At 63.1% G+C, this 24,541-nt stretch carries 27 protein-coding genes; 11 read left to right on the top strand and 16 right to left on the bottom strand.

The window, feature by feature from the left end; genetic code table 11:
* Nucleotides 1–7: 7 nt before the first annotated feature.
* From OVY48_RS07525 to OVY48_RS07515, 3 genes are all read right to left on the bottom strand, one after another.
* Entirely contained in the window at nucleotides 8–1,354 is a 1,347-nt protein-coding gene (locus OVY48_RS07525; RefSeq protein ID WP_313924712.1) for an ectonucleotide pyrophosphatase/phosphodiesterase, read from the bottom strand.
* A 161-nt stretch (nucleotides 1,355–1,515) separates the two neighbouring features.
* Nucleotides 1,516–2,592, bottom strand: coding sequence for an ISAs1 family transposase (locus OVY48_RS07520; protein WP_313922367.1), 1,077 nt, complete (start codon nucleotides 2,590–2,592; stop codon nucleotides 1,516–1,518).
* 197 nt (nucleotides 2,593–2,789) lie between these two features.
* Nucleotides 2,790–5,096, bottom strand: a complete 2,307-nt coding sequence (locus OVY48_RS07515; protein ID WP_313922366.1) for a TonB-dependent receptor — start codon at nucleotides 5,094–5,096, stop codon at nucleotides 2,790–2,792.
* 258 nt (nucleotides 5,097–5,354) lie between these two features.
* Here OVY48_RS07515 and OVY48_RS07510 point away from each other — a divergent pair, with 258 nt between their 5' ends.
* On the top strand, nucleotides 5,355–5,792 hold the full coding sequence (locus OVY48_RS07510) for an acyl-CoA thioesterase (RefSeq protein ID WP_069065189.1): 438 nt from the start codon (nucleotides 5,355–5,357) through the stop codon (nucleotides 5,790–5,792).
* 80 nt (nucleotides 5,793–5,872) lie between these two features.
* Here the strand turns inward: OVY48_RS07510 and OVY48_RS07505 are convergent, their stop codons facing one another.
* On the bottom strand, nucleotides 5,873–6,268 hold the full coding sequence (locus OVY48_RS07505) for a DUF983 domain-containing protein (RefSeq protein WP_037476277.1): 396 nt from the start codon (nucleotides 6,266–6,268) through the stop codon (nucleotides 5,873–5,875).
* A gap of 94 nt (nucleotides 6,269–6,362) precedes the next feature.
* On the opposite strand from OVY48_RS07505, the gene pabB reads away from it, so the two are divergent.
* From pabB to msrA, 5 genes are all read left to right on the top strand, one after another.
* Nucleotides 6,363–7,538 carry an aminodeoxychorismate synthase component I gene (gene pabB, locus OVY48_RS07500; protein ID WP_313922365.1) on the top strand — a complete coding sequence of 392 codons (1,176 nt, stop codon included), beginning with the start codon at nucleotides 6,363–6,365 and terminating at the stop codon, nucleotides 7,536–7,538.
* 47 nt (nucleotides 7,539–7,585) lie between these two features.
* Nucleotides 7,586–8,206: an aminotransferase class IV gene (locus OVY48_RS07495; RefSeq protein WP_313922364.1), complete on the top strand. Its 621-nt coding sequence runs from the start codon at nucleotides 7,586–7,588 to the stop codon at nucleotides 8,204–8,206.
* Between the two features lie 189 nt (nucleotides 8,207–8,395).
* Nucleotides 8,396–9,598, top strand: a complete 1,203-nt coding sequence (locus OVY48_RS07490; RefSeq protein WP_313922363.1) for a pyridoxal phosphate-dependent aminotransferase — start codon at nucleotides 8,396–8,398, stop codon at nucleotides 9,596–9,598.
* 296 nt (nucleotides 9,599–9,894) lie between these two features.
* The gene (locus OVY48_RS07485) at nucleotides 9,895–10,047 is read left to right on the top strand and encodes a hypothetical protein (protein WP_193378909.1); all 153 of its coding nucleotides are present in this window, start codon (nucleotides 9,895–9,897) and stop codon (nucleotides 10,045–10,047) included.
* Nucleotides 10,034–10,705 carry a peptide-methionine (S)-S-oxide reductase MsrA gene (gene msrA, locus OVY48_RS07480; RefSeq protein ID WP_313922362.1) on the top strand — a complete coding sequence of 224 codons (672 nt, stop codon included), beginning with the start codon at nucleotides 10,034–10,036 and terminating at the stop codon, nucleotides 10,703–10,705. Before OVY48_RS07485 ends, msrA begins: the two co-directional genes overlap by 14 nt.
* 34 nt (nucleotides 10,706–10,739) lie before the next feature.
* Here the strand turns inward: msrA and OVY48_RS07475 are convergent, their stop codons facing one another.
* From OVY48_RS07475 to thrS, 3 genes are all read right to left on the bottom strand, one after another.
* Entirely contained in the window at nucleotides 10,740–12,815 is a 2,076-nt protein-coding gene (locus OVY48_RS07475) for a TonB-dependent receptor domain-containing protein (protein ID WP_409593645.1), read from the bottom strand.
* Nucleotides 12,816–13,071: 256 nt separating this feature from the next.
* Nucleotides 13,072–13,605: a translation initiation factor IF-3 gene (infC, locus tag OVY48_RS07470; protein WP_037479690.1), complete on the bottom strand. Its 534-nt coding sequence runs from the start codon at nucleotides 13,603–13,605 to the stop codon at nucleotides 13,072–13,074.
* Between the two features lie 128 nt (nucleotides 13,606–13,733).
* Nucleotides 13,734–15,722, bottom strand: coding sequence for a threonine--tRNA ligase (gene thrS / locus OVY48_RS07465; RefSeq protein ID WP_313924711.1), 1,989 nt, complete (start codon nucleotides 15,720–15,722; stop codon nucleotides 13,734–13,736).
* Between the two features lie 190 nt (nucleotides 15,723–15,912).
* Here thrS and OVY48_RS07460 point away from each other — a divergent pair, with 190 nt between their 5' ends.
* The 3 genes from OVY48_RS07460 to OVY48_RS07450 are packed head-to-tail and all read left to right on the top strand — an operon-like array spanning nucleotide 15,913 to nucleotide 16,714.
* Nucleotides 15,913–16,332, top strand: coding sequence for a hypothetical protein (locus tag OVY48_RS07460; protein ID WP_313922360.1), 420 nt, complete (start codon nucleotides 15,913–15,915; stop codon nucleotides 16,330–16,332).
* On the top strand, nucleotides 16,329–16,538 hold the full coding sequence (locus OVY48_RS07455; RefSeq protein ID WP_313922359.1) for a helix-turn-helix transcriptional regulator: 210 nt from the start codon (nucleotides 16,329–16,331) through the stop codon (nucleotides 16,536–16,538). The genes OVY48_RS07460 and OVY48_RS07455 overlap by 4 nt, the downstream gene beginning before the upstream one ends.
* Nucleotides 16,539–16,540: 2 nt before the next feature.
* Nucleotides 16,541–16,714: a hypothetical protein gene (locus OVY48_RS07450; RefSeq protein WP_313922358.1), complete on the top strand. Its 174-nt coding sequence runs from the start codon at nucleotides 16,541–16,543 to the stop codon at nucleotides 16,712–16,714.
* Nucleotide 16,715: 1 nt separating this feature from the next.
* Here the strand turns inward: OVY48_RS07450 and OVY48_RS07445 are convergent, their stop codons facing one another.
* From OVY48_RS07445 to OVY48_RS07405, 9 genes are read right to left on the bottom strand one after another with little or no spacing between them, the layout of a single operon-like run.
* The gene (locus OVY48_RS07445) at nucleotides 16,716–17,081 is read right to left on the bottom strand and encodes a DsrE family protein (protein ID WP_313922357.1); all 366 of its coding nucleotides are present in this window, start codon (nucleotides 17,079–17,081) and stop codon (nucleotides 16,716–16,718) included.
* Nucleotides 17,069–17,836, bottom strand: a complete 768-nt coding sequence (locus tag OVY48_RS07440) for a HesA/MoeB/ThiF family protein (protein WP_313924710.1) — start codon at nucleotides 17,834–17,836, stop codon at nucleotides 17,069–17,071. Before OVY48_RS07440 ends, OVY48_RS07445 begins: the two co-directional genes overlap by 13 nt.
* Nucleotides 17,833–18,240 (bottom strand): hypothetical protein, encoded by a 408-nt coding sequence (locus OVY48_RS07435; protein WP_313922356.1) that lies wholly within the window; start codon nucleotides 18,238–18,240, stop codon nucleotides 17,833–17,835. Before OVY48_RS07435 ends, OVY48_RS07440 begins: the two co-directional genes overlap by 4 nt.
* 4 nt (nucleotides 18,241–18,244) lie before the next feature.
* Nucleotides 18,245–18,700 (bottom strand): dUTP diphosphatase, encoded by a 456-nt coding sequence (gene dut / locus OVY48_RS07430; protein ID WP_313922355.1) that lies wholly within the window; start codon nucleotides 18,698–18,700, stop codon nucleotides 18,245–18,247.
* Nucleotides 18,675–19,925: a bifunctional phosphopantothenoylcysteine decarboxylase/phosphopantothenate--cysteine ligase CoaBC gene (gene coaBC / locus OVY48_RS07425; RefSeq protein WP_313922354.1), complete on the bottom strand. Its 1,251-nt coding sequence runs from the start codon at nucleotides 19,923–19,925 to the stop codon at nucleotides 18,675–18,677. Before coaBC ends, dut begins: the two co-directional genes overlap by 26 nt.
* Complete coding sequence (locus tag OVY48_RS07420; RefSeq protein ID WP_313922353.1) at nucleotides 19,922–20,269, bottom strand: HepT-like ribonuclease domain-containing protein; 348 nt, start codon at nucleotides 20,267–20,269, stop codon at nucleotides 19,922–19,924. Before OVY48_RS07420 ends, coaBC begins: the two co-directional genes overlap by 4 nt.
* Nucleotides 20,269–20,565: a nucleotidyltransferase domain-containing protein gene (locus tag OVY48_RS07415; protein ID WP_313922352.1), complete on the bottom strand. Its 297-nt coding sequence runs from the start codon at nucleotides 20,563–20,565 to the stop codon at nucleotides 20,269–20,271. The genes OVY48_RS07420 and OVY48_RS07415 overlap by 1 nt, the downstream gene beginning before the upstream one ends.
* Complete coding sequence (gene ubiB / locus OVY48_RS07410; protein WP_313922351.1) at nucleotides 20,562–22,103, bottom strand: 2-polyprenylphenol 6-hydroxylase; 1,542 nt, start codon at nucleotides 22,101–22,103, stop codon at nucleotides 20,562–20,564. The genes OVY48_RS07415 and ubiB overlap by 4 nt, the downstream gene beginning before the upstream one ends.
* Before the next feature lie 7 nt (nucleotides 22,104–22,110).
* Nucleotides 22,111–22,842, bottom strand: coding sequence for a class I SAM-dependent methyltransferase (locus OVY48_RS07405; RefSeq protein WP_313922349.1), 732 nt, complete (start codon nucleotides 22,840–22,842; stop codon nucleotides 22,111–22,113).
* 81 nt (nucleotides 22,843–22,923) lie between these two features.
* On the opposite strand from OVY48_RS07405, the gene mutM reads away from it, so the two are divergent.
* Both mutM and rpsT read left to right on the top strand, forming a co-directional pair.
* Nucleotides 22,924–23,736, top strand: a complete 813-nt coding sequence (gene mutM / locus OVY48_RS07400; RefSeq protein WP_313922348.1) for a bifunctional DNA-formamidopyrimidine glycosylase/DNA-(apurinic or apyrimidinic site) lyase — start codon at nucleotides 22,924–22,926, stop codon at nucleotides 23,734–23,736.
* 118 nt (nucleotides 23,737–23,854) lie between these two features.
* Nucleotides 23,855–24,118: a 30S ribosomal protein S20 gene (rpsT, locus tag OVY48_RS07395; protein WP_037477262.1), complete on the top strand. Its 264-nt coding sequence runs from the start codon at nucleotides 23,855–23,857 to the stop codon at nucleotides 24,116–24,118.
* The last annotated feature ends 423 nt before the right edge of the window (nucleotides 24,119–24,541 follow it).

The following is a 24,541-nucleotide window of genomic DNA, read 5'->3' as shown; positions in this document are numbered from 1 at the left end:
CGTTGCCTTATGGCTTGAGGTTGATCGCGGGCTTGTCCGCATCGGGCAGCGACGCGCGCATGATGGTGGCCAGCGTGGGTGCGATGGCGCGCATGTCGATGGCACCCAGATTCTTGCCGCGCGGTACGCCCTTGCCCATCAGCAGGAAGCTCGCCTGCAGATTGGCGGGACCGGGAAAATAGCCGTGCATGCCCTTGACCGAGCTATGCGCGCGCACCGGCGCGGTCGGGCCGCGATAGATGTCGGTGACGAAGCCGGGGGCGAGGTTGATATAGAAGGTTGCCTGTGGATTGCCGCCGATCGCGGCGGTCTGCGCCCTGTCCGCCACCTGCGCGATGCCGTTGGCGGGATTGGCGGCGAGTTTGTCGAGCAACGCTTGCACCCGCGCCGCCAGTGCCGCATCGTCGGGCCGTGCCAGCATGATCGCGGCCGATCCACCCGAAATCCAGGGCATGGCCAGCCAGGATGCGACCTTGCCATCGGGGCCGACAGTGATCAGCCCGGCGTCGATGAAGGGGCGATAGAGGTTGATCGCGGTGTGCGTCGCTTCGAACCCATGGTCGCTGACGACGGCGATTACCGCGTCGGGATGCGCCTGCATCTCCGCCGCTACGAGATCGCCGACGATGGCGTCGATCTTTTCCAGCACGGCCTTGGCAGCGGGGCTGTCGGGGCCGCTCGCATGTTCCTCATGATCGAGCGCGGCGAAATAGACGGTCAGGAATTGCGGCTTGTGCGTGGCGATGAGCGCGGTGGCAAACTGGCCGCGCAACTGGTCGCCGGCCAGGCTTTCGTCGATGCCCATCGCATAGGGCTGGCCGACCTTCGCCGCCAGTTCGGCCGAGAGGCCCGGCGTCGCCAGCGCGTCGAGCAATTTGGCGTCGTCGCCATGGCCGGTGTGCCAGATTTGCGGCAGGTTCCAGGTCACGCCCTTGGGCGCGACGCTGACCGGCCAATGGACATTGCCGGTGGACAGGCCCGCCTTGGCAGCGGCCTCCCACAGGGTCGGCACCTTGATGTCGGGGGCGTACCAGTACCAGCCGCCCTGATTGATCCCGGTCGGATCGAAGCTGTTATTGGCGACGATGCCGTGGCGGGCGGGCGATACGCCGGTCATCAGCGTCGTGTGGCTGGGATAGGTCAGCGTCGGCGCGACCCCGGTGACGCCGGAGGCATGGGCGCCGTCAGTCAGGAAGCGGCGCAGATTGGGAATGGCAAGACCGCGCTTCTGCGCCTCGATCACGTCGCCGGGCCGCAGCCCGTCGATCGAGATCAGCAGCACCGGCTCCGCCAGCGCCATGCCGGGCAGGCAGGCGGCGAGGGCGGTAGCGAGGAAAAGCGCGGCTTTGATCATGGTCATTGTCCCAGCTGCCGTTCGCTTCGAGCGTGTCGAGAAGCGGATAACGTGTCGCATATATTTCTCGACTTCGCTCGAAACGAACGGACATTTTTGTCCGGAGTTGAAATTGGTCAACACTTCGGGCTGCCGGGTCATCCTCCCCTGGCAGGGCAGGGCTATCGCATATGACCAAGCATTGAGAGAAGGAATGCATCGTTCCAGCCCGCCCGTTTGATTTTGCCTTTGATTGATCCCTTGTCCGGGTGGGTTCTCAAGATGTTGAGCGCAAGTTTCCTGATTAGCGCGAGGTTTTGCGGGGCATAGTCCTTTCGGCTTCGCGCGGCGTCTTCCTCGAAGGTGACGTCGAGCACCCAGTGCAGTTGGTTTTCGATGGTCCAATGCGCACGCGCGACTTCGATCAGCCGTTTGGCGGTCAAAGGTCGGGACAGAAGGAACCAGCGTTTGACCGGTGGCTCGTCCCGACCAGCGTTGCGGCGGCACGTTTCCACTTGCCCCACCGCCGCGATGCCGGGGAAGTCGAGGGCTTCGGCGGGCACCACGATCGCGTGTCGGATTTCCGTGCGATCATGGGCCGGGCCTGACCGGATCGTGGCGACATCCGCCTGCTCGCCCATTGCGATCAGCGCTTTGGCGCTGGCTAGCAGCTTTGGCCGGTTTTCCTTGATCGCCAGGGCATAGTCGGCACCGGTTGCGAGAATGGCCTGCGCTGTGTCGGGTCGGCAATGCAGGGCATCGGCGGTGACGATACAGCCGTCCAGACGCAACAGCGTCAGCACCTCCAGCACGCCGGCGACTTCATTGCGACCGGGTGCCAGCCGCTGGCCAATGACCAGACGCTTCTCGGCTGCCCAGACATTGACGAGATGCAGCGGCGTCGCCTTGCGCCCACGTTCATACGCCCCGCGCAACGCCTTGCCATCAATCGCCACCACGCCTTCGAGGGCACCTGCGAATGCCGCCGTAAAGCGTGCAAACGCCGCTTCGAACGGCTCGGGATCGAGCAACCGGAAGACCCGGCTGAACGTGTCGTGGCTCGGTGGACCATGCTCCAGATCCACCACCTGACGCAGCAGGCCCAGCTTGGCACGGGCAAACTCCGCCATATCCGTACAATCTTCGGCACCGCACAGAACCGCCGCAAGCGCAACGAAGATCAGTTCGAGAAGATTGTGCCGCGCATTGCCCGCGCGCGGATCGTCAACCTCACCGAAATATGCCGAAAAATCATCCATCGGTCGCCTCCAACTATGGAGACCACCCAAGAATCCCATTCGATCAATCGTTCAAGCCCATATGCGATTCCCCTGCCTGGCAGGGGAGGTGTCAGCGCGTAGCGATGACGGAGGGGTGTCACCCTATCGATAGGGTCACACCCCTCCGTCTGGCCTGCGGCCAGCCACCTCCCCTTAAAGGGGAGGATGATATTACGTCAGAACCCAGCCTTCACCGTGGCGAAGAATTGCTGAGGGGCACCGACCAGCAGGGTCTGGGCGTCGCCGCTATTGCCGAAGCCGCCCGACCCGATGGTGCCGACATAGCGTTTGTCGAACAGGTTGGTGGCGTTGAGCTGCACTTCGATCTTGTCGGTGAAGCGATAGCCGAGCGAGGCGTCGACGATCAGACGGCCGGGGACCGAGGCGTCGTTGGTGTAGCTGTAGAAGCGACGCGACATATAGTTGAGGCCGACGCGGAAGAAGCGCTTGTCGTCGTCATAGTTGAGTTCGCCGCGCGCCATATGTTTGGGGCTGTCGACCACTGTCTTGCCTTCGATCGCCGCGACCACCACGCCGTTGCCGTTCACGACATCGTCGCGATAGGTGGCGTCGGTGTAGCTGTAGCTGGCATAGAGGCCAAAGCCGCCGCCCAGTTTCAGGTCGCCCGCCGCTTCGACGCCGATGGAGCGGACGCCGCCGACATTCTGGAGCGCCGAAGGGTTGCCTTGGATCGCCGATCCGACCTGCACCGCGAGCAGGCGGTTGCGGAAGTTGACGAGATAAGCGCCCAGCGTACCGTTGAACATCGGCGTGTTGTAGCGCAGGCCGAGTTCATAGGTGTCGGACTCTTCGGGTTTCAGATCATCCTTGATCGCGTCGAAACCGGCCTGGTTGGTCGAGAAGGGGCCGGTCGTGGTGGCGCTGGCAAAGGCGCGGGTCGACTGGCTGAAGCCGCCGAACACTTCCGCTTCGGGGCTGACTTCCACAACGAAGCCGGCCGTTGGCTGGAACCAGTCTTCGGCGCTAATCTTGCCTTGCGGGAAGGTCGCCTGCACGATGGCTTCGGCCTCGTTTGTGACCTTAAAGCCCTTCCAGCCCAGGTTGATCGTCACCATGCCAAGGTCGATCTTGTCCTGGACATGATATTGGAAGGTGTCGGTGGTGAAGTCGAATTCCCACTGGGTGAAGAAGGGATTTTTCGGATAGTCGCGGAACGACAGGCCCGGTTCGGCGCGGCTGGCAAAGGCGTAGAAGCGGCGGGCCTGGTTGAACTTGTTATTTTCATACCATGCACCGACGCTCAGATTTTGCGCACCGATCGTGAAATCGACGCTGCCGAACGCGCCGATACGGTCCATGTCATATTCGGTCGTGCGCATCGACATGGGCACGCCATTGGGGCTGCGGACATAGGGTGTGCCCCACAGACCCATGCCGCTATTATTGTGGTAATAGCCCTTGAGCTTCAGATTGGCCTGCTCGCCGAGCGGGGTGGTGAAGCCGACGGCGCCCAGCCAGTCCTTGCGCAGGCCAGCCGCGTCATAATAGGCGTCGTCAGCGCTGGTGACGCCGCCGGGATAGGTCTGGCCGGTGGCGACGTTGGCGCCGCTATAGTCGAAGCGACCGTCGGGGAAGGGCGATCCGCCGCTGTTGCTGATGAGGTCAACGTCGTTCAGCCGGTCGGCATAGTCGATCGCGCGGGTGTAATCGGGGAAGGTATTGTCCCAGTCCCAGCCGAGGCGACGGATCATGCCCATCGACATGTCCTGATAATCCTGTTCGCGGCGATCCGAATAGCTCAGCCAACCGTCGATCTTGGCTTCGCCGATGGGAATGATGACCTTGGCATTGCCCATATGCTGGTCCTGGACGCCAGTGCCCTTATATTTGTCGGTCGAGCCATAGCCATAGGACACATAGCCGCGAATGCCGTCGGCGCTGCCGAGGTTGATGCGGCCTAAGGCGCGCATCGTGTCGTTGCTGCCATAGGTGAAATTGCCCTGCGCGCCGAAGCTGTCGGCCGGGTCCATCGAGAAGGTTTCGACGGTGCCGCCAAGATTGCCGGTCGCCTGCGTGCCGAGCGAACCCGCGCCCTGCGCCACGCGCACGCTGCCGATATTTTCGCTGCTGATCGCGCGGGTGATGTGCAGGCCGTTATGGTTGCCATAGCTCATGTCGCCGAGCGGAATGCCGTCGAAGGTGAAGCCGAGCTGATTCTGGTTGAAGCTGCGGATGGTGACGCGCTGCGACCATTCATAATTGCCGAACGGGTCGGCCGATTGGAAGTTGACGCTGGGCAGTTTTTCGATCGCCTTGAGCGGGTTGGTGCCGGGTGTCAGCACGATGATGTCGCGGGCCTTGATTTCCTGCACCTGGCGGGTTTCGCCGCGACCAAAGACGATGATCTCTTCGCCTTCCACGGCCGCCGCAGCGGCGGGGACGGCGAGCGAGGCCGTCTGGGCGAAGGCGGGTGTGCTGGCCAACATGGTGGAGGCGAGCAGCAAGGCTGTGGCAGGACGCATGTGAAAATTTCCCCCTTGGAAAAACCGGTAGCCGGCTTGGTCGGGGGCCGTAGGCGCGACATGTTGCACCGCAATGAGCGGGCATTGACATAACGGTGACGTAACGATGACGTTTTTGCGATGTTTCGGGCGACCCACGCAAAAGCGGGACTTTCATTGTGTCATAAAGGTCGCACTGCGCCCAATTTCGCGGGTGCGATTGCATCATGGGCCAGCAGGGCTATGGCAAGTGCAACATTGTTAGAGGGAAATCAGGACATGGCCAAACCCGAATCCTGGCGGTTCACTCCAGAAGCCTATCGCTTCGTCACCAGCATCGACACCCGCTTTCAGGATCTCGATACGATGGGCCACATCAACAATGTGGCGATATCGGGCATCTTTGAAACCGCGCGCATCCGGTTCCATCACCATCTGGGCCGCCATCCGCAGGAACAGGGGGTGCGCTGGCTGGTCGCGGCGGTGCAGTTGAACTTCATCGAGGAATCGCATTTCCCCTATCCGTTCGAAGTCCATTGCGCGATCGGCCATATTGGCCGGACCAGCTGGACGATCAGTTCGGCGGGTTTCCAGAAGGGCGTATGCGTCGCGACCTGCGACACCACGGTCGTCACCCATGGCGCGGAAGGGCGTCGCGAGATCGATGAAACGCTGCGCGAGGCGATGGAGCGGAATTTCCTGCGCCAGCCGGACTGATCGGCTTCCCGTTCGGTTCGAGCGTTTCTCGACTTCGCTCGAAACGAACGGAGGGGGGCCGCTCCTAAAACGGGTGACTTTTACCGGAACCCGGCCATGCGGCGCGTCCACTGGAAGGCGATGACGCCGCCCTTGACCGGCTGGATCATCGCTACCGCCAGCAGGAAAGCCAAGGTCGGCCAGATCGCCGCCTGCCACCCAAGCGGAATGGCGAAGGCGCTGTTCACTTCGATCATCAGCGGCACCAATATATGGCCGAGCAGCAGGATGACGATATAGGACGGGAAATCATCCGCCTGATGCAGATCCCACCGCTGGCCGCATTGGGCGCAGGCGGGCACGGGTTTGAGGAAATGCGCGAACAGACGGCCCTCGCCACAGGCCGGGCAGCGACCCCGCAGCGCCAGCGCGAGCGCTGGTCCGAACGGACGCGCCGCCACGGCGTCGGGGGCGGGATCGGGGAGGGGATCGGTCATGGCCGCATGGGGTAGGGCGTTCGTTGCGCTGCTGCAAGGACACTGCACCTTGGATCGGCCTTTCGTCGCGCGCAAAGCCTGTTAAGACACGCCCATGCGTCTTCCCGGCCCGACCGAAATCTTTGCTCTGTTCGATGATGCCCGCCCGCGCCATGCCGCGGCTGCGCGGCTCTATCGCGATCCCGTGTCGGTCATCGCCGCCCATCGGATGGAGGAGGTGCAGCCAGCGCTCGACCGCATCGCCGACGCGCGCGAGGCGGGGCTGCATGTCGCGGGCTATATGAGCTATGAAGCCGGGCTGGCGCTGGAGGAACGGCTGGCACCGATCGGCCGCCGCCATGACCTACGGTCCGATGGGTCGCCGCTCTTGTGGTTCGGTCTGTTCGAAGGGGTGCGGCTGATCCCCCCCGGCACGCTGCCCGTGATGTTGCCCGATCCGAACGGCGCGCAGATCGGGTCGTTGCGGCCGATGATCGAGGAGGCGGACTATCGCGTCGCCTTCGACGCGGTGCAGGATTATATCCGGGCGGGCGACATCTATCAGGCGAACCTCACCTTCCCCTGCTATGTGCCGCTGACCGGTGATCCGATGGCGCTCTATGCCGCCGTCCGGCCGCGCGCGGCGGCGGGCTATGGCGGGGTGATCCGCACCGGGGACCATGCGCTGCTGTCCTTTTCGCCCGAACTCTTCTTTACCCAGGTGCGGGGGCAACTGACCGCCCGGCCGATGAAGGGGACGGCGGTGCGCGATGCCGATCCGCAGCGGGATGCGGACCTTGCGCGCTGGCTTGCCGCCGATCCCAAGCAGCGCGCCGAAAATCTGATGATCGTCGACCTGCTGCGCAACGACCTGTCGCGGGTGTCGCGTGCGGGCAGTGTGATCGTGCCGGACCTGTTCAAGGTCGAGAGCTTCCCGACCGTGCATCAACTGGTGTCGACCGTGCGCGCGCGCATCCTGCCCGGCCTGTCTCCGGTCGATGTGTTGCGCATCCTCTTTCCCTGCGGTTCGATCACCGGCGCGCCCAAGGTGCGGGCGATGGAGATTATCGATGCGGTCGAACCTCATGCGCGCGGCGTCTATACCGGCACAATGGGCTGGATCGACCCGGAGGGCGACGCGGCCTTCAATGTGTCGATCCGCACCTTATGCGTCGCGGAAGGCAGCGGCGTCGGTCGGCTGGGCCTTGGTTCGGGCGTCGTCGCGGATTCGCAGGTGGATTCGGAATGGGCCGAATGCCTGGCCAAGGGGCGCTTTCTTGCCCCGGCTTGATGTCTCCAGCTTGACTCTCGCACCGGCAAGGGCTTGGAATAACGGCAATGTCACTGGCTGATCGACGCTTCGACCTCATTGAAACCATGGCCTTCGACCCGCTCGATGGCATCAGGTTGCTGGAACTGCATCTGACGCGGCTCAAGGCGAGCGCGGATGCGTTCGGCTTCGCCTTCGATCGCCATGCCGTCCGCAACGAATTGCAGGCCGCGACCTTCCGCCTGCGCGAACGCAGCCGGGTGCGGTTGATGGCATCGCGCAGCGGCGCGGTGGCGATCGAAGTGCGCGATCATATCGGCTGGCCCCAGGCGATCGTCCCGGTCAAGGTCGTGCCGCGCCATGCGCCCGCCGACGATTTGCGCCTGTTGCACAAGACCACCGACCGCAGCCTGTATCGCGATGCGCTCAAGCGCGGCGGCACCTATGAGGTCGCGCTGATCGACGCGAAAGGCTATCTGACCGAGGGCTGTTTTTCCTCGCTGTTCGTGGAGCGGGGCGACAAGCTGGTGACGCCGCCGCTGGCGCGCGGATTGCTGCCCGGCATATTGCGCCAGAGCCTGATCGACATGGGCGAGGCGGTCGAAGGCGACCTGCGCGTGTCCGACCTGGAGCGGGGCTTTTTCATCGGCAATGCCGCGCGCGGCATGGTCGCGGCGACGCTGGCGTAATAGCCGGGCTTTCCTGCCGAATAGCCATTGTCCGCCATCTGGCCGGTTGCCCCTTTGCCCGTTGCGCACTAAGGGACGCGGCATCCGTTCTATGGGCGGATGAGGGGATTCTACTATTTTTTGTCGCGATTTCCAGGATGGCAGGCTGTGCCGAGCGCTTGGACGTCGCTTTGAAGAAAGAATATTGCCATGAGCCAGACTTCCGCCGCCTTGGGCCGTATCCAGCCGTCCGCCACGCTCGCCATGAGCGCCCGCGTGAACGCGCTCAAAGCCGAAGGCGTGGACGTTATTGGTCTGTCGGCGGGCGAGCCGGACTTCGATACGCCCGATTTCGTCAAGGAAGCGGGCATTGCCGCGATCCGCAACAACCAGACCCGCTATACCGACGTGGACGGCACTGCCGACGTCAAGGAAGCGGTGATGTTCAAGTTCAAGCGCGACAATGGGCTGGTCTACAAGCGCAGCCAGGTCACGGTAAACTCAGGCGGCAAGCATACTCTGTTCAATGCGCTGCTGGCGACGGTGGATGCGGGCGATGAGGTTATCATCCCGGCACCCTATTGGGTCAGCTATCCCGACATCGTGAATTTCGCGGGCGGCACGCCCGTCTTCATCGAAGGGCCGGCGAGCCAGGGCTACAAGATCACCGCCGCGCAATTGGACGCCGCGATCACCCCGCGCACCAAATGGGTGATGCTCAATTCGCCGTCCAACCCAAGCGGCGCGGCCTATTCGGCGGAGGAATTGAAGGCGCTAGCCGACGTGCTGCTGCGCCATCCCCATGTGCTGGTCATGACCGACGATATGTATGAGCATGTCTGGTATGCTTCGACGCCGTTCGCGACGATCGCACAGGTCTGCCCGGAACTGTACGACCGCACGCTGACGGTGAATGGCTGCTCCAAGGCCTTCTCGATGACCGGCTGGCGCATCGGCTTTGCCGGTGGTCCCGAATGGATCATCAAGGCGATGGGCAAGTTGCAGTCGCAATCGACCAGCAACCCCTGTTCGATCAGTCAGGCCGCCGCTGTTGCCGCGCTGACCGGCCCGCAGGATTTTCTGGAGGACCGCAACGCCGTGTTCAAGAAGCGCCGCGACATGGTGGTGGCGATGCTGAACGATGCGCCGGGCCTCGATTGCCCGACGCCCGAAGGCGCCTTCTATGTCTATCCCGACGCCAGCGGCGTGATCGGCAAGATGACGCCCAAGGGTGTGCGGATCGACAATGACGAATCGCTGATCGCCTATTTTCTTGACGAAGCGAAAGTTGCGGCCGTCCATGGTGCCGCCTTCGGCCTCTCGCCCGCTTTCCGCATCAGCTATGCGACATCGGAAGATGTGCTGAAAAAGGCCTGCACGCGGATTCAGGAAGCCTGCGCCGCGCTGAAATAAGGGAAGTCGCACCGGCTGCAATTCGGCCGGTGCGCCCCTGCGTGGCAGGGTCGCGCCTAAAACCATCAAAAATGGAAACGGTCCTTTTCGACCCGTGCCGTCTTGTAGATGGCGCGACGGGCGCTATATCCCGGTTTCAGAAAGAAACTGATTAAGGTTATAATCCGCTCGTCGTTCTATCCCTTGCTTTGGCCGAAAGCCGTTAACGCGCCGCCGGTCATTCAGCAAAGGGCAAGACAAGCAGATGTAACCAAACGGCACACCCAGCCGAAAGCAGAATAAGAAAGGCGCAGGCTATGTTGGCATTTTTGAAATCCGAATTGTTCCTGCGCTTTGCGGGCGGTTTTGCGATTGGTCTTGTTGGCATGGTCCTGTTACAGCCCGACGAGCAGCCGATCCTGAGCACGTCTGCGATCGCGGCGACTGGCAGTTCCAGTGCGGCGCTCTAACCGCCTGATCTTGACCCTGTTGGCGGGCTTCACGCTCGCCGGTCCTTTGCACGCCGAGCGCACGGTGCTTGCGCCGGTCGCTACGATCGACGCCGCGCCCACGCGCGCGCTGGAGACGGCCGTGTTCGCGGGTGGCTGCTATTGGGGTGTCGAGGGCGTCTTTTCCCATGTGAAGGGCGTGCAACTCGTGAAGTCCGGCTTTGCCGGTGGGCCGAATAACCGCCGCGTGGATTATGAGATGGTCAGCGGCGGCAATACGGGCTTCGCCGAGGCCGTGCGTGTCACCTATGATCCCAAGCAGGTGAGCTATGGCACGCTGTTGCGCGTCTTCTTTTCGGTGATCGCCGATCCCACCACGCTGAACCAACAGGGGCCGGATCGCGGCACCCAATATCGCAGCGCGCTCTATCCGTTGAATGCCGAGCAGGGGAAGGCGGCGAATGCCTATCTCGCCCAGCTTAGCAAGGCAGGCCTATGGCGCGATCCGATCGTGACGAAGGTGGAGCGGTTCACCGGCTTCCAGGACGCCGACACCTATCATCAGGATTTCATGCGCAAGAACCCGCGCCACCCCTATATCCAGCGCTGGGACGCGCCCAAGCTGGCGGCGTTCAAGACGATGTTTCCGGCCCTGTATCGGGACAAACCGTCCGCCTGAATGAGGCGGCGCGGTTCGTCCTGACCATCCGCGCTTAGAAGTCCACCGTTGCCGACAGCCATAGCCGACGACCTTCCTGGTTGATCGCATAGGCCGACGTGAACACGTCAGCGCCGTCACTGTCATAGGACAGATATTCGGCATAATCGGTGTCCAAGATGTTGTTGACGGTGGCCGCCAGGCGGAAGGCGGGCGTGATCTGATACGAGCCGCCGATATGAAACAGCTCATAGCCCCGGAAGTCGCCAACGCCCGCCCGGTCATCAGCGTCGTTGCGGAAACGGCTCGACCGGATTTCGGCGCGCGCCCAGACACTGGCCTTGTCCCCCAGTTTCCAGCGCAGATTGCCGTTCAGCATATGTTTGGGCATGCCGACCAGCGGTTGTCCTTCATTCGGCCCGCTCAACTGCTCGCTGTCGGTATAGGTGTAATTGAGCACCAGCGAGACGGCGGGCGAGAAAGTGAACCGGGTCGCGACCTCTGCACCGCGCGTCCGGGCCTTGTCGATATTGATCGACTGACTGAACTGTTCGATCGTCGGGAAATTGCCGACATCGACACAACCTGGCCGATTGGGTGATGCGGCGAACTGGCAGTTGGGCACGAAGACGCCGGAGGTGATCCGGTCATTAAAGTCATTGTTGAACAGGGTGACGTTGCCGCTGAAAAAGCCATGGCTGTCATAATAGAGGCCGGCTTCGTAGCTGGTGCTGGTTTCGGGACTCAGGCCTGGCGTACCGAGCAAAGGTAGCGTGCCCTGCCTGCCGAAGCCGATGATCCCTTCGGCAATCTGTTCGACGCGCGGCGTCTTGAAGCCGCGGCTGACGCCGCCCTTGAGCGTCACATTATCGTTGATGTTCCACACCGCATAGGCGCGCGGCGACCATTTGCTGCCGAAGGTCGAATGATCGTCATAGCGCGCGCCGCCGGTCAGGTTGAAGCCGTCGACGATCGTCCAGGTGGCTTCGGCAAAGCCCGCCCATTGGGTGAAGGTGAAGGGTTCAGGCGCGACGCCCTCGACCATGCGGGCCTTCCAATATTGGCCGCCGACGGTGAAGGCGAGCGCGCCGACCTTGCCCGCGAAACGCGAATCGATGATGTCGTTGCGCGCTTCGAGCGTGCGGGGGCTGCCCGGCGTCGCGCCCGGCGTGCCATTGGGGATGAGGCGGCCGATGGTTTCCGTGTCGTTGCGGGTCAGCGTGGTGTCGAGTTGGCCAAAACCCATGCGCCAGCTATGGGCCAGGACATAATTGCTGCGGTTGAACTGCTGTTCCGGGGCATAGCCACCCGATCCCAGCGTCCCCAGCCGCCCTTCGCTATTGTCATAGCTCTGCTCGTTGCGATCATATTCGATCCACAGGTCATGGTCGGCATGGGGGGTGAAGGTCAGGCGACCGCCATAGGTGTAGATGTCCGACCGCACCGGATTGCGGCCGAGCGTCAGCGCCGGATCGCCGGGGATGGGAATGTCCGACCCTTCGCGGTGGAAGACGCTGCCACGCAGGGTCAGGCCGACGAGATTGTCGATCACCGGACCTTGGGCAAAGCCGTTGATCGACTGGATATTGCCGAAGCGACCGTCGCCCTGGATGGTGCTTTCGGCGGTGGCGGTGCCGACCCAGCGGTCCCCGACCTTGCGCGTGATGATGTTGACGACGCCGCCCATCGCGTCCGACCCGTAGAGGGTGGACATCGGCCCGCGCACGACCTCGATCTGCTCGATCGCGGAGAAGGGCGGCAGGAAGCTGGTGGAGGTTTCGCCAAACCCATTGGGGGTAACGCCGCCTGGCGCATTCTGGCGGCGGCCGTCGATCAGGACTAGCGTATAGTCGCTGGGCATGCCGCGAATCGAGATGTTGAGGCCGCCGGTCTTGCCCGCTTCGCCGCCGACATCGACGCCCTGCACATCCTGCAAGGCTTCGGCCAGGCTGCCGAACCGCTTTTCCTGCAGTTCCTCGCGGCCCAGCACGGTGATGCTGGCGGGGGCTTCGACGATGTCCTGCGCATAGCCGGCGGCGGTGACGACGATCGCGTTCGACTGGTCTTCCGCCTCTTCGGGGGCCTGGGCCATGGCCGTCCAAGGCGACAATCCGGCGACCAGCGCCAGCATGCTGACGCGCAGCCGGTTGGATCGTGACGACAGCAAGGAACCCCGATTCATCAATATTCACCCCAGTTAATATTGCGAGTAAGTCGCAGTATATGGCGTGCCGATGAAGGGTGGGGGCGCTATCGTCAAGTGGGGGAGGTGCGCCAGACGGGCGCGGCAATACTTTGTTACAAAAGGCGCATTGGCCACGCGCAACCAAAAAGGGCGGCACCTTGCGGCACCGCCCTCTGTATCTTTCAAGCCCTGACGGACGCGCTTATTTCGGCGCGAGGACCATCAGCATCTGGCGGCCTTCCATGCGGGGATAGGCTTCGACCTTGGCGGTCTCGGCGACATTTTCCGCGACCCGCTGGAGCAGGGCCATGCCGAGCTGCTGGTGGCTAAGTTCGCGGCCGCGGAAGCGCAGGGTGATCTTCACCTTGTCGCCATCCTCGATGAAACCATGGACCTTCTTCATCTTCGTATCATAGTCATGATCGTCGATGTTCGGACGCATCTTGATCTCTTTGAGTTCCTGCGTCTTCTGGGTCTTGCGGGCGATATTCGCCTTTTTCTGGGCTTCGTATTTGAATTTGCCGATGTCCAGAAATTTGCAGACCGGCGGGTCTGCGGTCGGAGAGACTTCGACCAGGTCGAGGCCGACATCGGCCGCCTGTTCGATCGCTTCCTGCGTAAACATCACACCCAGATTCTCGCCTTCCCCGTCAATCACGCGGACTTTGGGGACCGTGATGAATTCATTGTAGCGAGGGCCGGATTTCGGCGGCGGCGCCAGTGGGCGGCGCATCATTGGGGGACGTATAGCAGTATCTCCTATGGTCGTTGCAAAAACGAGTGACTCTTAGCGGCTTTTTGGCAAAGCCGAAAGGGGTCCGTGGTCCGCGCAAGCGGAATCACGAACCCTGTGGCATTGCTGCCTCAATACATATCGGGCGAGCGGACTTCATTTGCAAGGCGCGAAATCACCTCGTCGAGCGAAAGGAAGGTCTGGCCATCGCTGCCCAGCACGCGCAGCGCGACCTTGCCTTCCTCCGCCTCGCGGCGTCCTACGACCAGCAGATTGGGGACTTTGGCGAGGCTATGCTCACGCACCTTGTAATTGATCTTCTCGTTGCGGCTGTCCAGTTCGGCGCGAATTCCCGCTGCCCGCAACTTGGCGACGACGTCTGCCGCATACTCATCCGCATCCGACACGATGGTCGCGACCATCGCCTGCACCGGGGCAAGCCAAGTCGGGAAGCGACCGGCATAATGTTCGATCAGGATGCCGATGAAGCGTTCATAGCTGCCGAAAATCGCGCGGTGGAGCATGACGGGACGGTGCCGTGCGCCATCTTCGCCGACATAGCTGGCGTCGAGTCGTTCGGGCAGCACGCGGTCCGACTGGATCGTGCCCACCTGCCAGGTGCGGCCGATCGCGTCGGTCAGATGCCATTCCAGCTTGGGCGCGTAGAAAGCGCCTTCGCCGGGCAGTTCTTCCCAGCCATATTCCGGCGTGTTCAGACCGGCGGCGGCGACAGCATCGCGCAGTTCATTTTCGGCCTTGTCCCACATCTCTTCGCTGCCGAACCGCTTTTCAGGGCGCAGCGCCAGCTTGATCGAGTAGGTGAAGCCGAAATCCTTGTAGATGCGATCGGCCAGCGCGCAGAAGGCGCGGACTTCCTCGACAATCTGGTCTTCGCGGCAGAAGATATGCGCGTCGTCCTGCGTGAACTGGCGCACCCGCATCAGGCCGTGGAGCGCGCCATGCGGCTCGTTGCGGTGGCAACAGCCATTTTCATAGAGGCGCATCGGCAGGTCGCGATAGCTTTTGATCCCCTGGCGGAAGATCAGCACATGCGCCGGGCAGTTCATGGGCTTCAAGGCCATCCAGTCGGCATCGTCCGACACTAGCGGGCCTTCATCCTCGACATTGGGCACTTCGTCGGGAATCACGAACATATTTTCGCGATATTTGCCCCAATGGCCCGAAATCTCCCACTGGCGCGCGTCCATCACCTGCGGCGTCTTGACCTCGCGATAGCCCGCATCGTCGATCGCGCGGCGCATATAGGCTTCGAGCTGACGCCAGATGAGATAGCCCTTGGGGTGCCAGAAGACGCTGCCATGCGCTTCCTGCTGCAGGTGGAACAGGTCCATCTCCGCGCCCAGCTTGCGATGGTCGCGCTTGGCGGCTTCTTCGAGGCGCGTCAGATGCTCGGCCAACTGCTTCTTGTTGAGCCAGCCGGTGCCGGTGATGCGGCTGAGCATCGCATTCTTCTGATCGCCACGCCAATAGGCGCCGGATACGCGCGTCAGCTTGAACGCGTCCGGGTTGAGGCGGCCGGTGGACGCGAGATGCGGACCCCGGCACATGTCGTACCAGCCATCACCCGAATGATAGACCGTCAGCGGCTCGTCGCCGGGCAGTTCGGCGGCCCATTCCGCCTTGAACGTCTCGCCCGCAGCCTGCCATTGCGCGATCAGCGTTTCGCGGTCGATCTCCTTGCGGACCAACGGTTTGTCGGCGGCGATGATGCGGCGCATCTCCGCCTCGATCGTGGGTAGGTCGTCGTCGGTGAAAGGGCCACGATCCGCGCTCGGTGCGAAGTCATAGTAGAAGCCGTCATCGGTCGACGGGCCAAAGGTGATCTGGGTGCCGGGGAACAAATGCTGGACCGCTTCGGCCAGCACATGGGCAAAGTCATGCCGCGCCAGTTCCAGCGCATCGGCTTCATCCTTGGCCGTCACCAGCGCGAGCGCCGCGTCCTGCTCCAGCGGGCGCATGATGTCGCGCAATTCGCCATCGACCCGCGCCGCGATCGCCGCTTTGGCAAGGCCCGGCCCGATCGCTGCTGCAATATCCGCCGGGGTAGTGCCGGGCGCGACTTCACGCACGGAACCGTCGGGCAGAGTGATTTTGAGCATGGCGGACACGGGATTTCCTTGAAATACGGGCAAGTCGCGGCCCCAAAAGCCGCGCCTTCCCCATAAATGGGCGGTTGGGCCTGTCAAGGGAAGGGGGTGGGGAATGCGCGGGCAGCGGTGTCAATGTAACTTGACATATGCGGCGCGAGAAATGTAAAGGGTGCTTGTCATCATATGTAGGAGGGCTGACATGACCAACGCATCCCGAAACCCCGCCTATCGGCGCTATACCGGCCGTATGATTCCGCTCAGCCTTGCCTATGTCGGTGCCGTGGGGCTGGCATCCTGGCTGATCCCTGACGGCGCGGCGGCGAATGTTGCGACCGTGGCGATCGCGCTGGTGCCCGGCCTTGCCGCCCTGGGCTGGATCTGGGCGATGGCGCGTTTCCTCGTGGAACTGGACGATGAATATCTGCGCATGCTCGAAGTGCGCAAATTCCTGGTGGCTACCGGCTTTGCCCTGGCGATTACCAGCGTCTGGGGGCTACTCGAACTTTTTACCAAAGTGCCTGCGCTGCCGATCTTTTTCGTCTGGCCATTATGGTGCGTGGGGCTGGCCGTAGGGCAATTGGTTAATTGGCGGCAAACCGGCGTGGCGGGCTGTGCGTGAAGAATCGGCTCAAGCAGCTGCGTGCCGAGCGGGCGTGGAGCCAGGGCGATTTGGCAGAGCAGCTTGGCATATCGCGCCAGAGCGTCAATGCGATAGAAACGGGCAAATATGATCCGTCGCTGCCGCTCGCCTTTCGGATTGCCGACTTGTTCAGCGCGCGGATAGAGGATATTTTCCTGCGGGACGCGCAGCAGCAGGAGGCATGAATATGCGAGGCTATGGACTGGCGGCGGCGCTGTTCTGCCTGTGCGCCCTGGCCGGCGCGGCGCATTTCCGGTTGCTGCCTCTGCCCGACGGGATGTCCGCCGCCGATCCTGTCGTGAAGGCGAGCGTTCGCACCGGCCGCGTCGAGCGTTGGCGCTACCTGCCGGTGCTTCGCTAGATCAGGCGATCAGCAGCCGCGCCTCGTCGTCGGTCGCTTGCAGGAAGCCGACCGGGCCGCCGACATCGACGCCGCCCGGCAGAGCTTCCGCCGTCATCCCGCACAGCGCCAGCCCGCTCTGGCAGGCGCTGATCATGACGCCCAAGGCCTGGGCTTCGGCCAGCACGGCGGCGAGATCGGGCAATCCCGCTGCCCGATGGGCGTCATCCTGGGGCGCGACGATGGGTGCGCGGAGCAGGCTCACGGCGTCGAGTTGCAGGAACAGGGCTGCCGCGCCGCCGAGTGCGGCATGGGCACTCGCCACGATCAAAGCGACGCGCAACCGCTCGGCATCGGCGGTCGCGACGATGATCCTTAAGGGACGCATAGATGCGCGGCGCAGGCGGGGCAGGCCGGGTCTTTGGGCACGTCGAGCGTGCGGAAGCGCATGGAAAGCAGGTCGGCGATCAGCAAGCGTCCGGCCATGTCCGCGCCGAACGGCACCAGCGCGCGGATCACCTCCAGCGCGGCGAGGCTGCCCATCGCGCCGGTCAATGCGCCGATGACGCCGGTTTCGGCGCAATTGCGCTCCGGCGCATCCTGTGCCGCGCCGACCAGGCAGCGGTAGCAGGGCTTGTCCGCTTCCCATCCGCGATAGGTGGCGATCTGCCCCTCGAACGGGCCGACGGCTGCGGACACCAGCGGAATGCGGAGCCGGTGGGCCGCGTCGGCCACCGCCAGACGGGTCGTGAAACTGTCGCTGCCGTCCAGCACGACATCGGCATCGCGCAGCATCAGCGCTGCATTATCGGCATCGATCCGGGCGTTGATCGGGATCAGCTTGACGTCGGGGTTCAGCCGGGCGACCGCCACCATCGCCGCTTCCGCCTTGGGCGCGCCGACATCGGCGGTGCCGAACAGGATTTGCCGTTGCAGGTTGGACAGGGCGACATCGTCATCGTCGATCACCCGGATCGTGCCGACGCCTGCCGCCGCCAAATAGAGTATCGCCGGGCTGCCGATGCCGCCCGCGCCGATCAGCGCGACATCGGCCGACAGCAGCCGCGCCTGGCCCGCCCCGCCGATTTCCTTGAGGACGATATGCCGGGCATAGCGATCGAGCTGATCGTCGGTCAGCGTCACGGCGCGTCGGACCACAGGAAGCGCACCTGCGAGCGCATCCAGCGTGGCTGCGCTGCGCCGGTCTTGGGGAAGGAACTACGCAGCGAGCCAAGAATGCGGCCGCTCACGAATTTTTCGATGCCGGGGCAGCTGGCGTTGACGGGGGCGATCTTTAACGGCTTGCCGTCACCCGTCAGCAGAAACAGCATGTCGATTTCGAGCAGGCGCGATCCCTCATAGGGCACGGCACCGCTGCAGTCTCCGCGACGATAGAGCTTGGCCACTTCTTCCGACCAGCGGGGTGATATCTTGCGCCCCAGCCAGTTCTCGATCACCGGCACGCTCGCCAGATCAGTCGGCATGGGCGGTGCGTCCGCGCCCGCCACCGGGGTTGCGGCCAGCATCAGCGAAAGCAGCATCGTCATCTTGTCACACTCCTGTCGAACCGAAGCCGCCCTGTCCGCGTTCGGTATCGTCCAGCCTATCGACTTCGACGAAGCTGGCAAGTTGAACGGGCGCGACCACCAACTGGGCGATGCGGTCGCCACGCTGGATCGGGAAGGGGGCGTCGCCAAGGTTGATGAGGATGATCTTCAATTCGCCGCGATAATCGGCGTCGATGGTGCCGGGCGTGTTGGGCAGGCTGATGCCATGTTTGAGCGCCAGGCCGGACCGGGGGCGAACCTGCACCTCATAGCCTTGCGGAATCGCCATGGCGAAGCCGGTGGCGACGGCGTGCCGCCCGCCAGGTTGCAGGATCAGCTCTTCCGCCGACACCACATCCATGCCCGCGGCCTGGGCGGTGGCATAAGCGGGGACGGGCAGTCCCTCGCCATGGGGCAGGCGCTTGAGCTGGATATCAATCGGCGTGAGGGGAGAGGGCATCAGCAACCTTTTCGATGAGTTTTTGCGCGACCTGATCCTTCGGCATGACCGGCCAGGCGTCGATACCGGACGCGGTGACGATCTCCACGGCGTTGGCGTCCCCGCCCATCACGTCGCCTGACACATCATTGGCAACGATCCAGTCCGCGCCTTTACGGGCCAGCTTAGCTTGGGCATGTTCCGCGATCTTCTGCGTTTCGGCGGCGAAGCCGATGAGCAGGGTGGGACGTTGCGCGTGGCGGCCCAGTGTCGCGAGAATGTCGGGGTTCTCGACCAAAGCGAGCGGCGCGGGCTGGCCGGAGCCATCCTTTTTGAGCTTCTGGTCGGCCGCATCGGCGGTGCGCCAGTCGGCCACGGCCGCGACCATGATCGCGGCGTCGGCGGGGAGGGCGCTCTCGACGGCGGCCAGCATGTCGCGGGCGGTCTCGACATCGATGCGCGTGACACCCTGGGGCGTGGGCAGATGCACCGGTCCCGCCACCAGCGTAACCCGCGCGCCCGCTTGCGCAGCGGCTGCGGCGATGGCGAAGCCCTGTTTGCCCGACGATCGATTGGCGATGTAGCGGACGGGGTCGATCGGCTCATGGGTGGGGCCGGCGGTGATGAGGATATGCCTGCCGCGCAAGCTCGAACCGAACGGAGGCGGAGAGAAATCCGGCTGTCTGTCGAGCGGATCACCGCTCTTTGGCATCGCCAACAGCCGCTCGATCTCCGCGACGATGGCTTCAGGTTCGGGCAGCCGTCCGGTGCCAAATTCGCCGCACGCCATCGCGCCATCGTCGGGCGTCATGATGTGGACGCCATCGGCGTGGAGCCGCTCCAGATTGCGCTGGGTCGCGCGATGATGCCACATCCGCACATTCATGGCGGGTACGGCCAGCACAGGCTTGTCCGTCGCCAGCAACAAGGTGGTGGCGAGGTCGTCGGCAATGCCGTTCGCCATCTTGGCGAGGATATTGGCGGTCGCGGGCGCGACCACGACCAGATCGGCCTGACGGCTAAGCTGGATATGGCCGATTTCCTGCTCGTCCTTCAGGTTGAACAGGTCGGTAAAGACTGGATTCTCGGTCAGCACCCCTAGCGACAGCGGCGTGACGAACTGCTGCGCGGATTGCGTGAGAACCGCCCGCACCGTCATCCCGCGCTTGCGCAACATGCGGACGAGTTCGAGCGCCTTGTACGCCGCAATGCCGCCGGAGATGATGAGGAGGATGCGGGGGGTCATGACTCGCGTTCGTCTAGTTCGGCGCGACACATCGCTTCAAGCGCTGAGAGACGGTTTTTGGCAACGCCCCAAATGAGATCGGGATCAACGCTTACATAGTCATGGAAAACGACATTGCGCATTCCATAGATTTGAATCCAAGGCAAATCGTGACGCTTCTTTAGCGAGTCCGAGAGCTGCCTCGTTTCCTCACCGATTGTCGCGAGGCGATAGGCTGTCAGATCACGTTCATCGCGGTCGGCCAGGAACATTTCGATCGGCATCGTTGCCAGCCGCCGCTCAATATCGGCGATCAATTGCAAGATCAGTTCCAGTCGATTGGCGTCACGATCGGTCATCCGCATCAGAACACGCGAATCTGATCTTTTGCCGCATTTTGCGCTATTCGGGGGCGCATGAACGCTTGTTGGACCAGATCGACCTGCTGACCGACGATATCTTTCAGCCGCAGCTGAATGCCGATAAAATCAAGCAGGTCGTGAACACGCGTCTTGTCGATCTCACACATCAGATCGACGTCGGAATCCGCACGCGCCTCGCCACGCGCCACCGACCCGAACAACGCGAGCGACGTTATCCCCGCCGCACGCAGTTCCGCCTCATGCGGTTTGATCCGGGCAATGGCTTCTTCGCGGGTCATAGCGATGAAGATAATAGCAATGTCGCCCCAACGCCAGCCGCCGCGGCCATGATCGCCACCACCGCATAGCGCCAGCCGCCGCCCACGCGGATCAGCTTCACTTCGGTCAGCGGGGGTGGGGGCGGGGCACCGCCCTTTTCCGGGAAAGCGTCTTCGATCCGGCGGACGAGGCCGGGCAGTCGCTGCAAGGTGCGCCAATTTTCGATCAGCGTGTCGGCGGCCTTGGCTTCCGGGCCGAGTTCGTCGCGCAGCCAGCCCTTCACATACGGGCCGCTGGTTTCCCACAGGTTGATGTCGGGGTCGAGCGATGTCGCCACGCCCTCCACCATCACCATCGTCTTTTGCAGCAGCAGCAAGTGGGGCTGGGTTTGCATGTCGAAATCGCGGGTGATGGCGAACAGGCCGTCCAGCATCCCGCCGACCGACAATTCGCGCACCGGCTTGCCGCGCATCGGTTCGCCCACCGCGCGCAGGGCGGTCGCGAACTCGGCCATATCATGGTGCGCGGGCACATATTGCGCCTCGAAATGGATTTCCGCGACACGCTTATAATTGCCGGTGATCAGGCCGTAGAGAATTTCCGCCAGCCACATCCGCGCGCGCCGGTCGATCCGCCCCATGATGCCGAAGTCGATCGCGACGATGTCGCCATTGGCTGTCACGAACAAATTGCCCTGATGCATGTCGGCGTGGAAGAATCCTTCCGCAATCGCCTGCCGCAGGAAAGCATTGACCAGCCGCGCGGCGATGGCGGGCAAGTCATGCCCCGCCGCGATCAGTGCTTCGCGGTCGGAAATCTTGATTCCGTCGATCCATTCCATCGTCATGACCTTGCCGGTCGTGCGATCCCAATCGATCGTGGGAATGCGATAGCCGGGCTCGGCGACCATCGTTTCGGCGAGTTCCGACGCGGAGGCGGCTTCGCGCCGCAGGTCGAGTTCGCGCGCTGTCCAGCGCTTCATATTGGCGATGACGAGGCGCGGGCGCAGCCGGGCGATTTCGCCGCCCAGTTGCTCGATATGGGCTGCGGCCCATTCATAGGTCATGATGTCGCGGTTGAACTGCTCCGCGACGCCGGGGCGGATCACCTTGACGGCGACATCGCGGCCATCGGTGGTCAGCGCGCGATGCACCTGCGCGATGGAGGCCGCGCCGACCGGCGCTTCGTCGAACCGGGCATAGATGGCCTCCAGCGGTCGGCCGAAACTCGTTTCGATCTGCTTGCGGATCGTATCGAAGGGGACGGGGGGGAGCGCGTCCTGCAGGCGCAGCAGGTCAAGCGTCGCTTCCTCCCCGACCAGGTCGGGACGGGTCGCAAGCGTCTGGCCCAGCTTGATCGCGGCTGGACCGATCGACTGGAAGGCATCGGCATAGCGCGGCTGTTTAGGTACGCGGGTGCCGAAGCGCGCGAGCCGCACCAGCCGCCGCACGGACGCCGGGGTCAGCGGGTCGCGCTCGATTCCGCGCAACGCGCCATGGCGCGCCAGCGTGCGCCCCCATTTGAGGAGTCGCCAGATATGGGTGATGTGCGACGTCATGCGGGGATCAAATCTTCCAGCCCGAATGGATCGCGACCAGGCCGCCCAGGATCGGTTCGACCTTGGTCTGCACGAACCCGGCGTCGCGGATCATGCCTTCGAACTGGGGCATGGGGGGGAAGCGGCGGATCGATTCGATCAGATAGCGATAGCTGTCGGCATCATTGGCGAACAGTTTGCCCAGTTGCGGGACCAGCTTGTGCGAATAGACGTCATACACGTCCGAAAAGCCCGGCCAAGTCGTGGTCGAAAATTCGAGGCAGAAGAAGCGCCCGCCAAATTTCAGCACCCGATGTGCTTCCGCCAATGCCTGGTCGATATGCGTTACGTTGCGGATGCCGAAGGCGATCGTATAGGCGTCGAAACTGCGATCGGCGAAGGTCAGTTGCTCCGCATTCTGTTCTGACCAGAGCAGGCCTTCCAGCCCCTTCTTCTTGGCGCGTTCCATGCCCACGCCCAGCATTTCGGGGTTGATGTCCGACACGGTGATGTCGGCCCCATATTTATGCATGCGAAAGGCGATGTCGCCGGTGCCACCCGCCATGTCGAGGATCGCTTCGCCCGGCCGCGGTTTCACACGGGCGACGAACTGATCCTTCCACAAACGATGCGCGCCCACCGACATGGCGTCGTTCATCAGATCATATTTGGCCGCGACATTGGAAAAGACCTCGCGGACCATGCCCTGTTTTTCGGCGGCATCGACGTCCCGATAGCCAAAGGATGCTGTTTCGTTCATGCCTGATCCTCTAGACAGAGATTGCGTGCCATTCCAGCCAAGAAGCTGGGAATTGGAAGCGCTCTTGCCTAGATGGTCCTTATGCCAGAGCTTCCCGAAGTCGAAACCACCGTTGCGGGCCTTCGATCCGTGCTGGAGGGCGCGGTTCTTGCCCGTGTCGAGCCGCGTCGCGCGGACCTGCGCTTTCCCATCCCGGTGGACCTGCGCCAGCGGCTGACCGGCGCGACGGTCACGGTGCTGACGCGGCGCGCCAAATATGGGCTGATCGCCACCGATCGGGGCGACATGATGATCTTTCATTTGGGGATGTCGGGCCGCTGGCGGGTGGACCCGACCGAAATCGGCACGCACGATCATCTGGTCCTGGAGACCGGGGCAGGGCGGCAACTGGCGCTCAACGATCCGCGCCGCTTCGGCTTTATCGATCTGGTGCGCAGCGAGGCGTGGGAGGCCTATGGCCCGTTCACCCGGATGGGACCGGAACCGCTGGGGCCGGATTTCGATGCCGCCCATCTGGCGGCCGTGCTGAAGGGCAAGGGGACGTCGATCAAGGCCGCGCTGCTTGACCAGCGAATCGTGGCGGGCTTGGGCAATATCTATGTGTGCGAAGCGCTCAACATGGCGGGCATCGCGCCGACGCGGGCAGCGGGGAAGATCAGCCGCCCGCGCCTGGTCCTGCTGGTCGATTCGATTCGCACGGTATTGGCCGCCGCGATCGTAGCCGGCGGATCGACGCTGCGCGATTATGCGCGGCCGGACGGGGAATTGGGCTATTTTTCCAAGCAATGGCGCGTCTATGGTCGCGAAGGCGAACCATGCCCCTGTGGCGGCACGGTGCAGCGCCGTGTCGATGGCGGCCGCTCCACCTTTTTCTGTCCGACATGTCAGCGGTGAAGCGGGTCCGACTGGTTGACGACCGGAACGAACCCTTGTAAGGCGCGCACCTTCATGAGGCGGGTTGGCGAGTCCGACTGGTCTCTTTTCAAATATTGACGAGAACCGAGGACTCTAAATGGCCAATACGCCGCAAGCCAAGAAGCGCATCCGCCGCAACGAACGTCGCGCCGCAATCAATGGTGCCCGCATCAGCCGGATCCGCACCCTGGTGAAGAAGGTGGAATCCGCCCTCGCCGCTGGTGACAAGGACGCTGCCGCCACCGCGCTGCAGTCGGTTCAGCCGGAAATGGCACGCGGCGTTGCGCGCGGCGTGATGCACAAGAACACGGCTTCGCGGAAGTTCGGCCGCCTGACCAAGGCTGTCAGCGCGCTCGCCTAAGCCTTCTCCCGCTTCTAGGGACTGAACAAGCCCGCTCCCGATCAGGGATGCGGGCTTTTTCGTGTCCATTCACAAGACGGTCACATGGCGGACACAAGCAATTCCCGCGATTCGACTGGTAGCCTCAAGATAATAACCAAATAACTAACTCAAAAACGGCGATATTTTCGCAACTAACCCTTTTCTGCGGGTTTGCCGAGTCAACGGCTTTATTTCATTTTTTTGAACCGCCGCGCCCTTGATCCGGGGGAGCGCCCCTGTCTATTTTCGACATCCGGCCGCCGTCGAATCATCTCTGTGCGGCCGTCATTTAGTCAGTGGATGGGATGGACTCGGCGAAGCAGGGGCTTTTGCCGGTGGGTTCGTTCGCGTCGCTGGTTCCTGCCCGAAGGCAGGGGGCATATTGGTAGGGTCGGCACAATA

Source organism: Sphingobium sp. SA2 (assembly GCF_032227065.1).
In the GTDB taxonomy this organism is placed as follows: domain Bacteria; phylum Pseudomonadota; class Alphaproteobacteria; order Sphingomonadales; family Sphingomonadaceae; genus Sphingobium.
The sequence above is the reverse complement of the archived record's forward strand: the minus strand, read 5'-3'. Positions and strand labels throughout refer to the sequence as shown.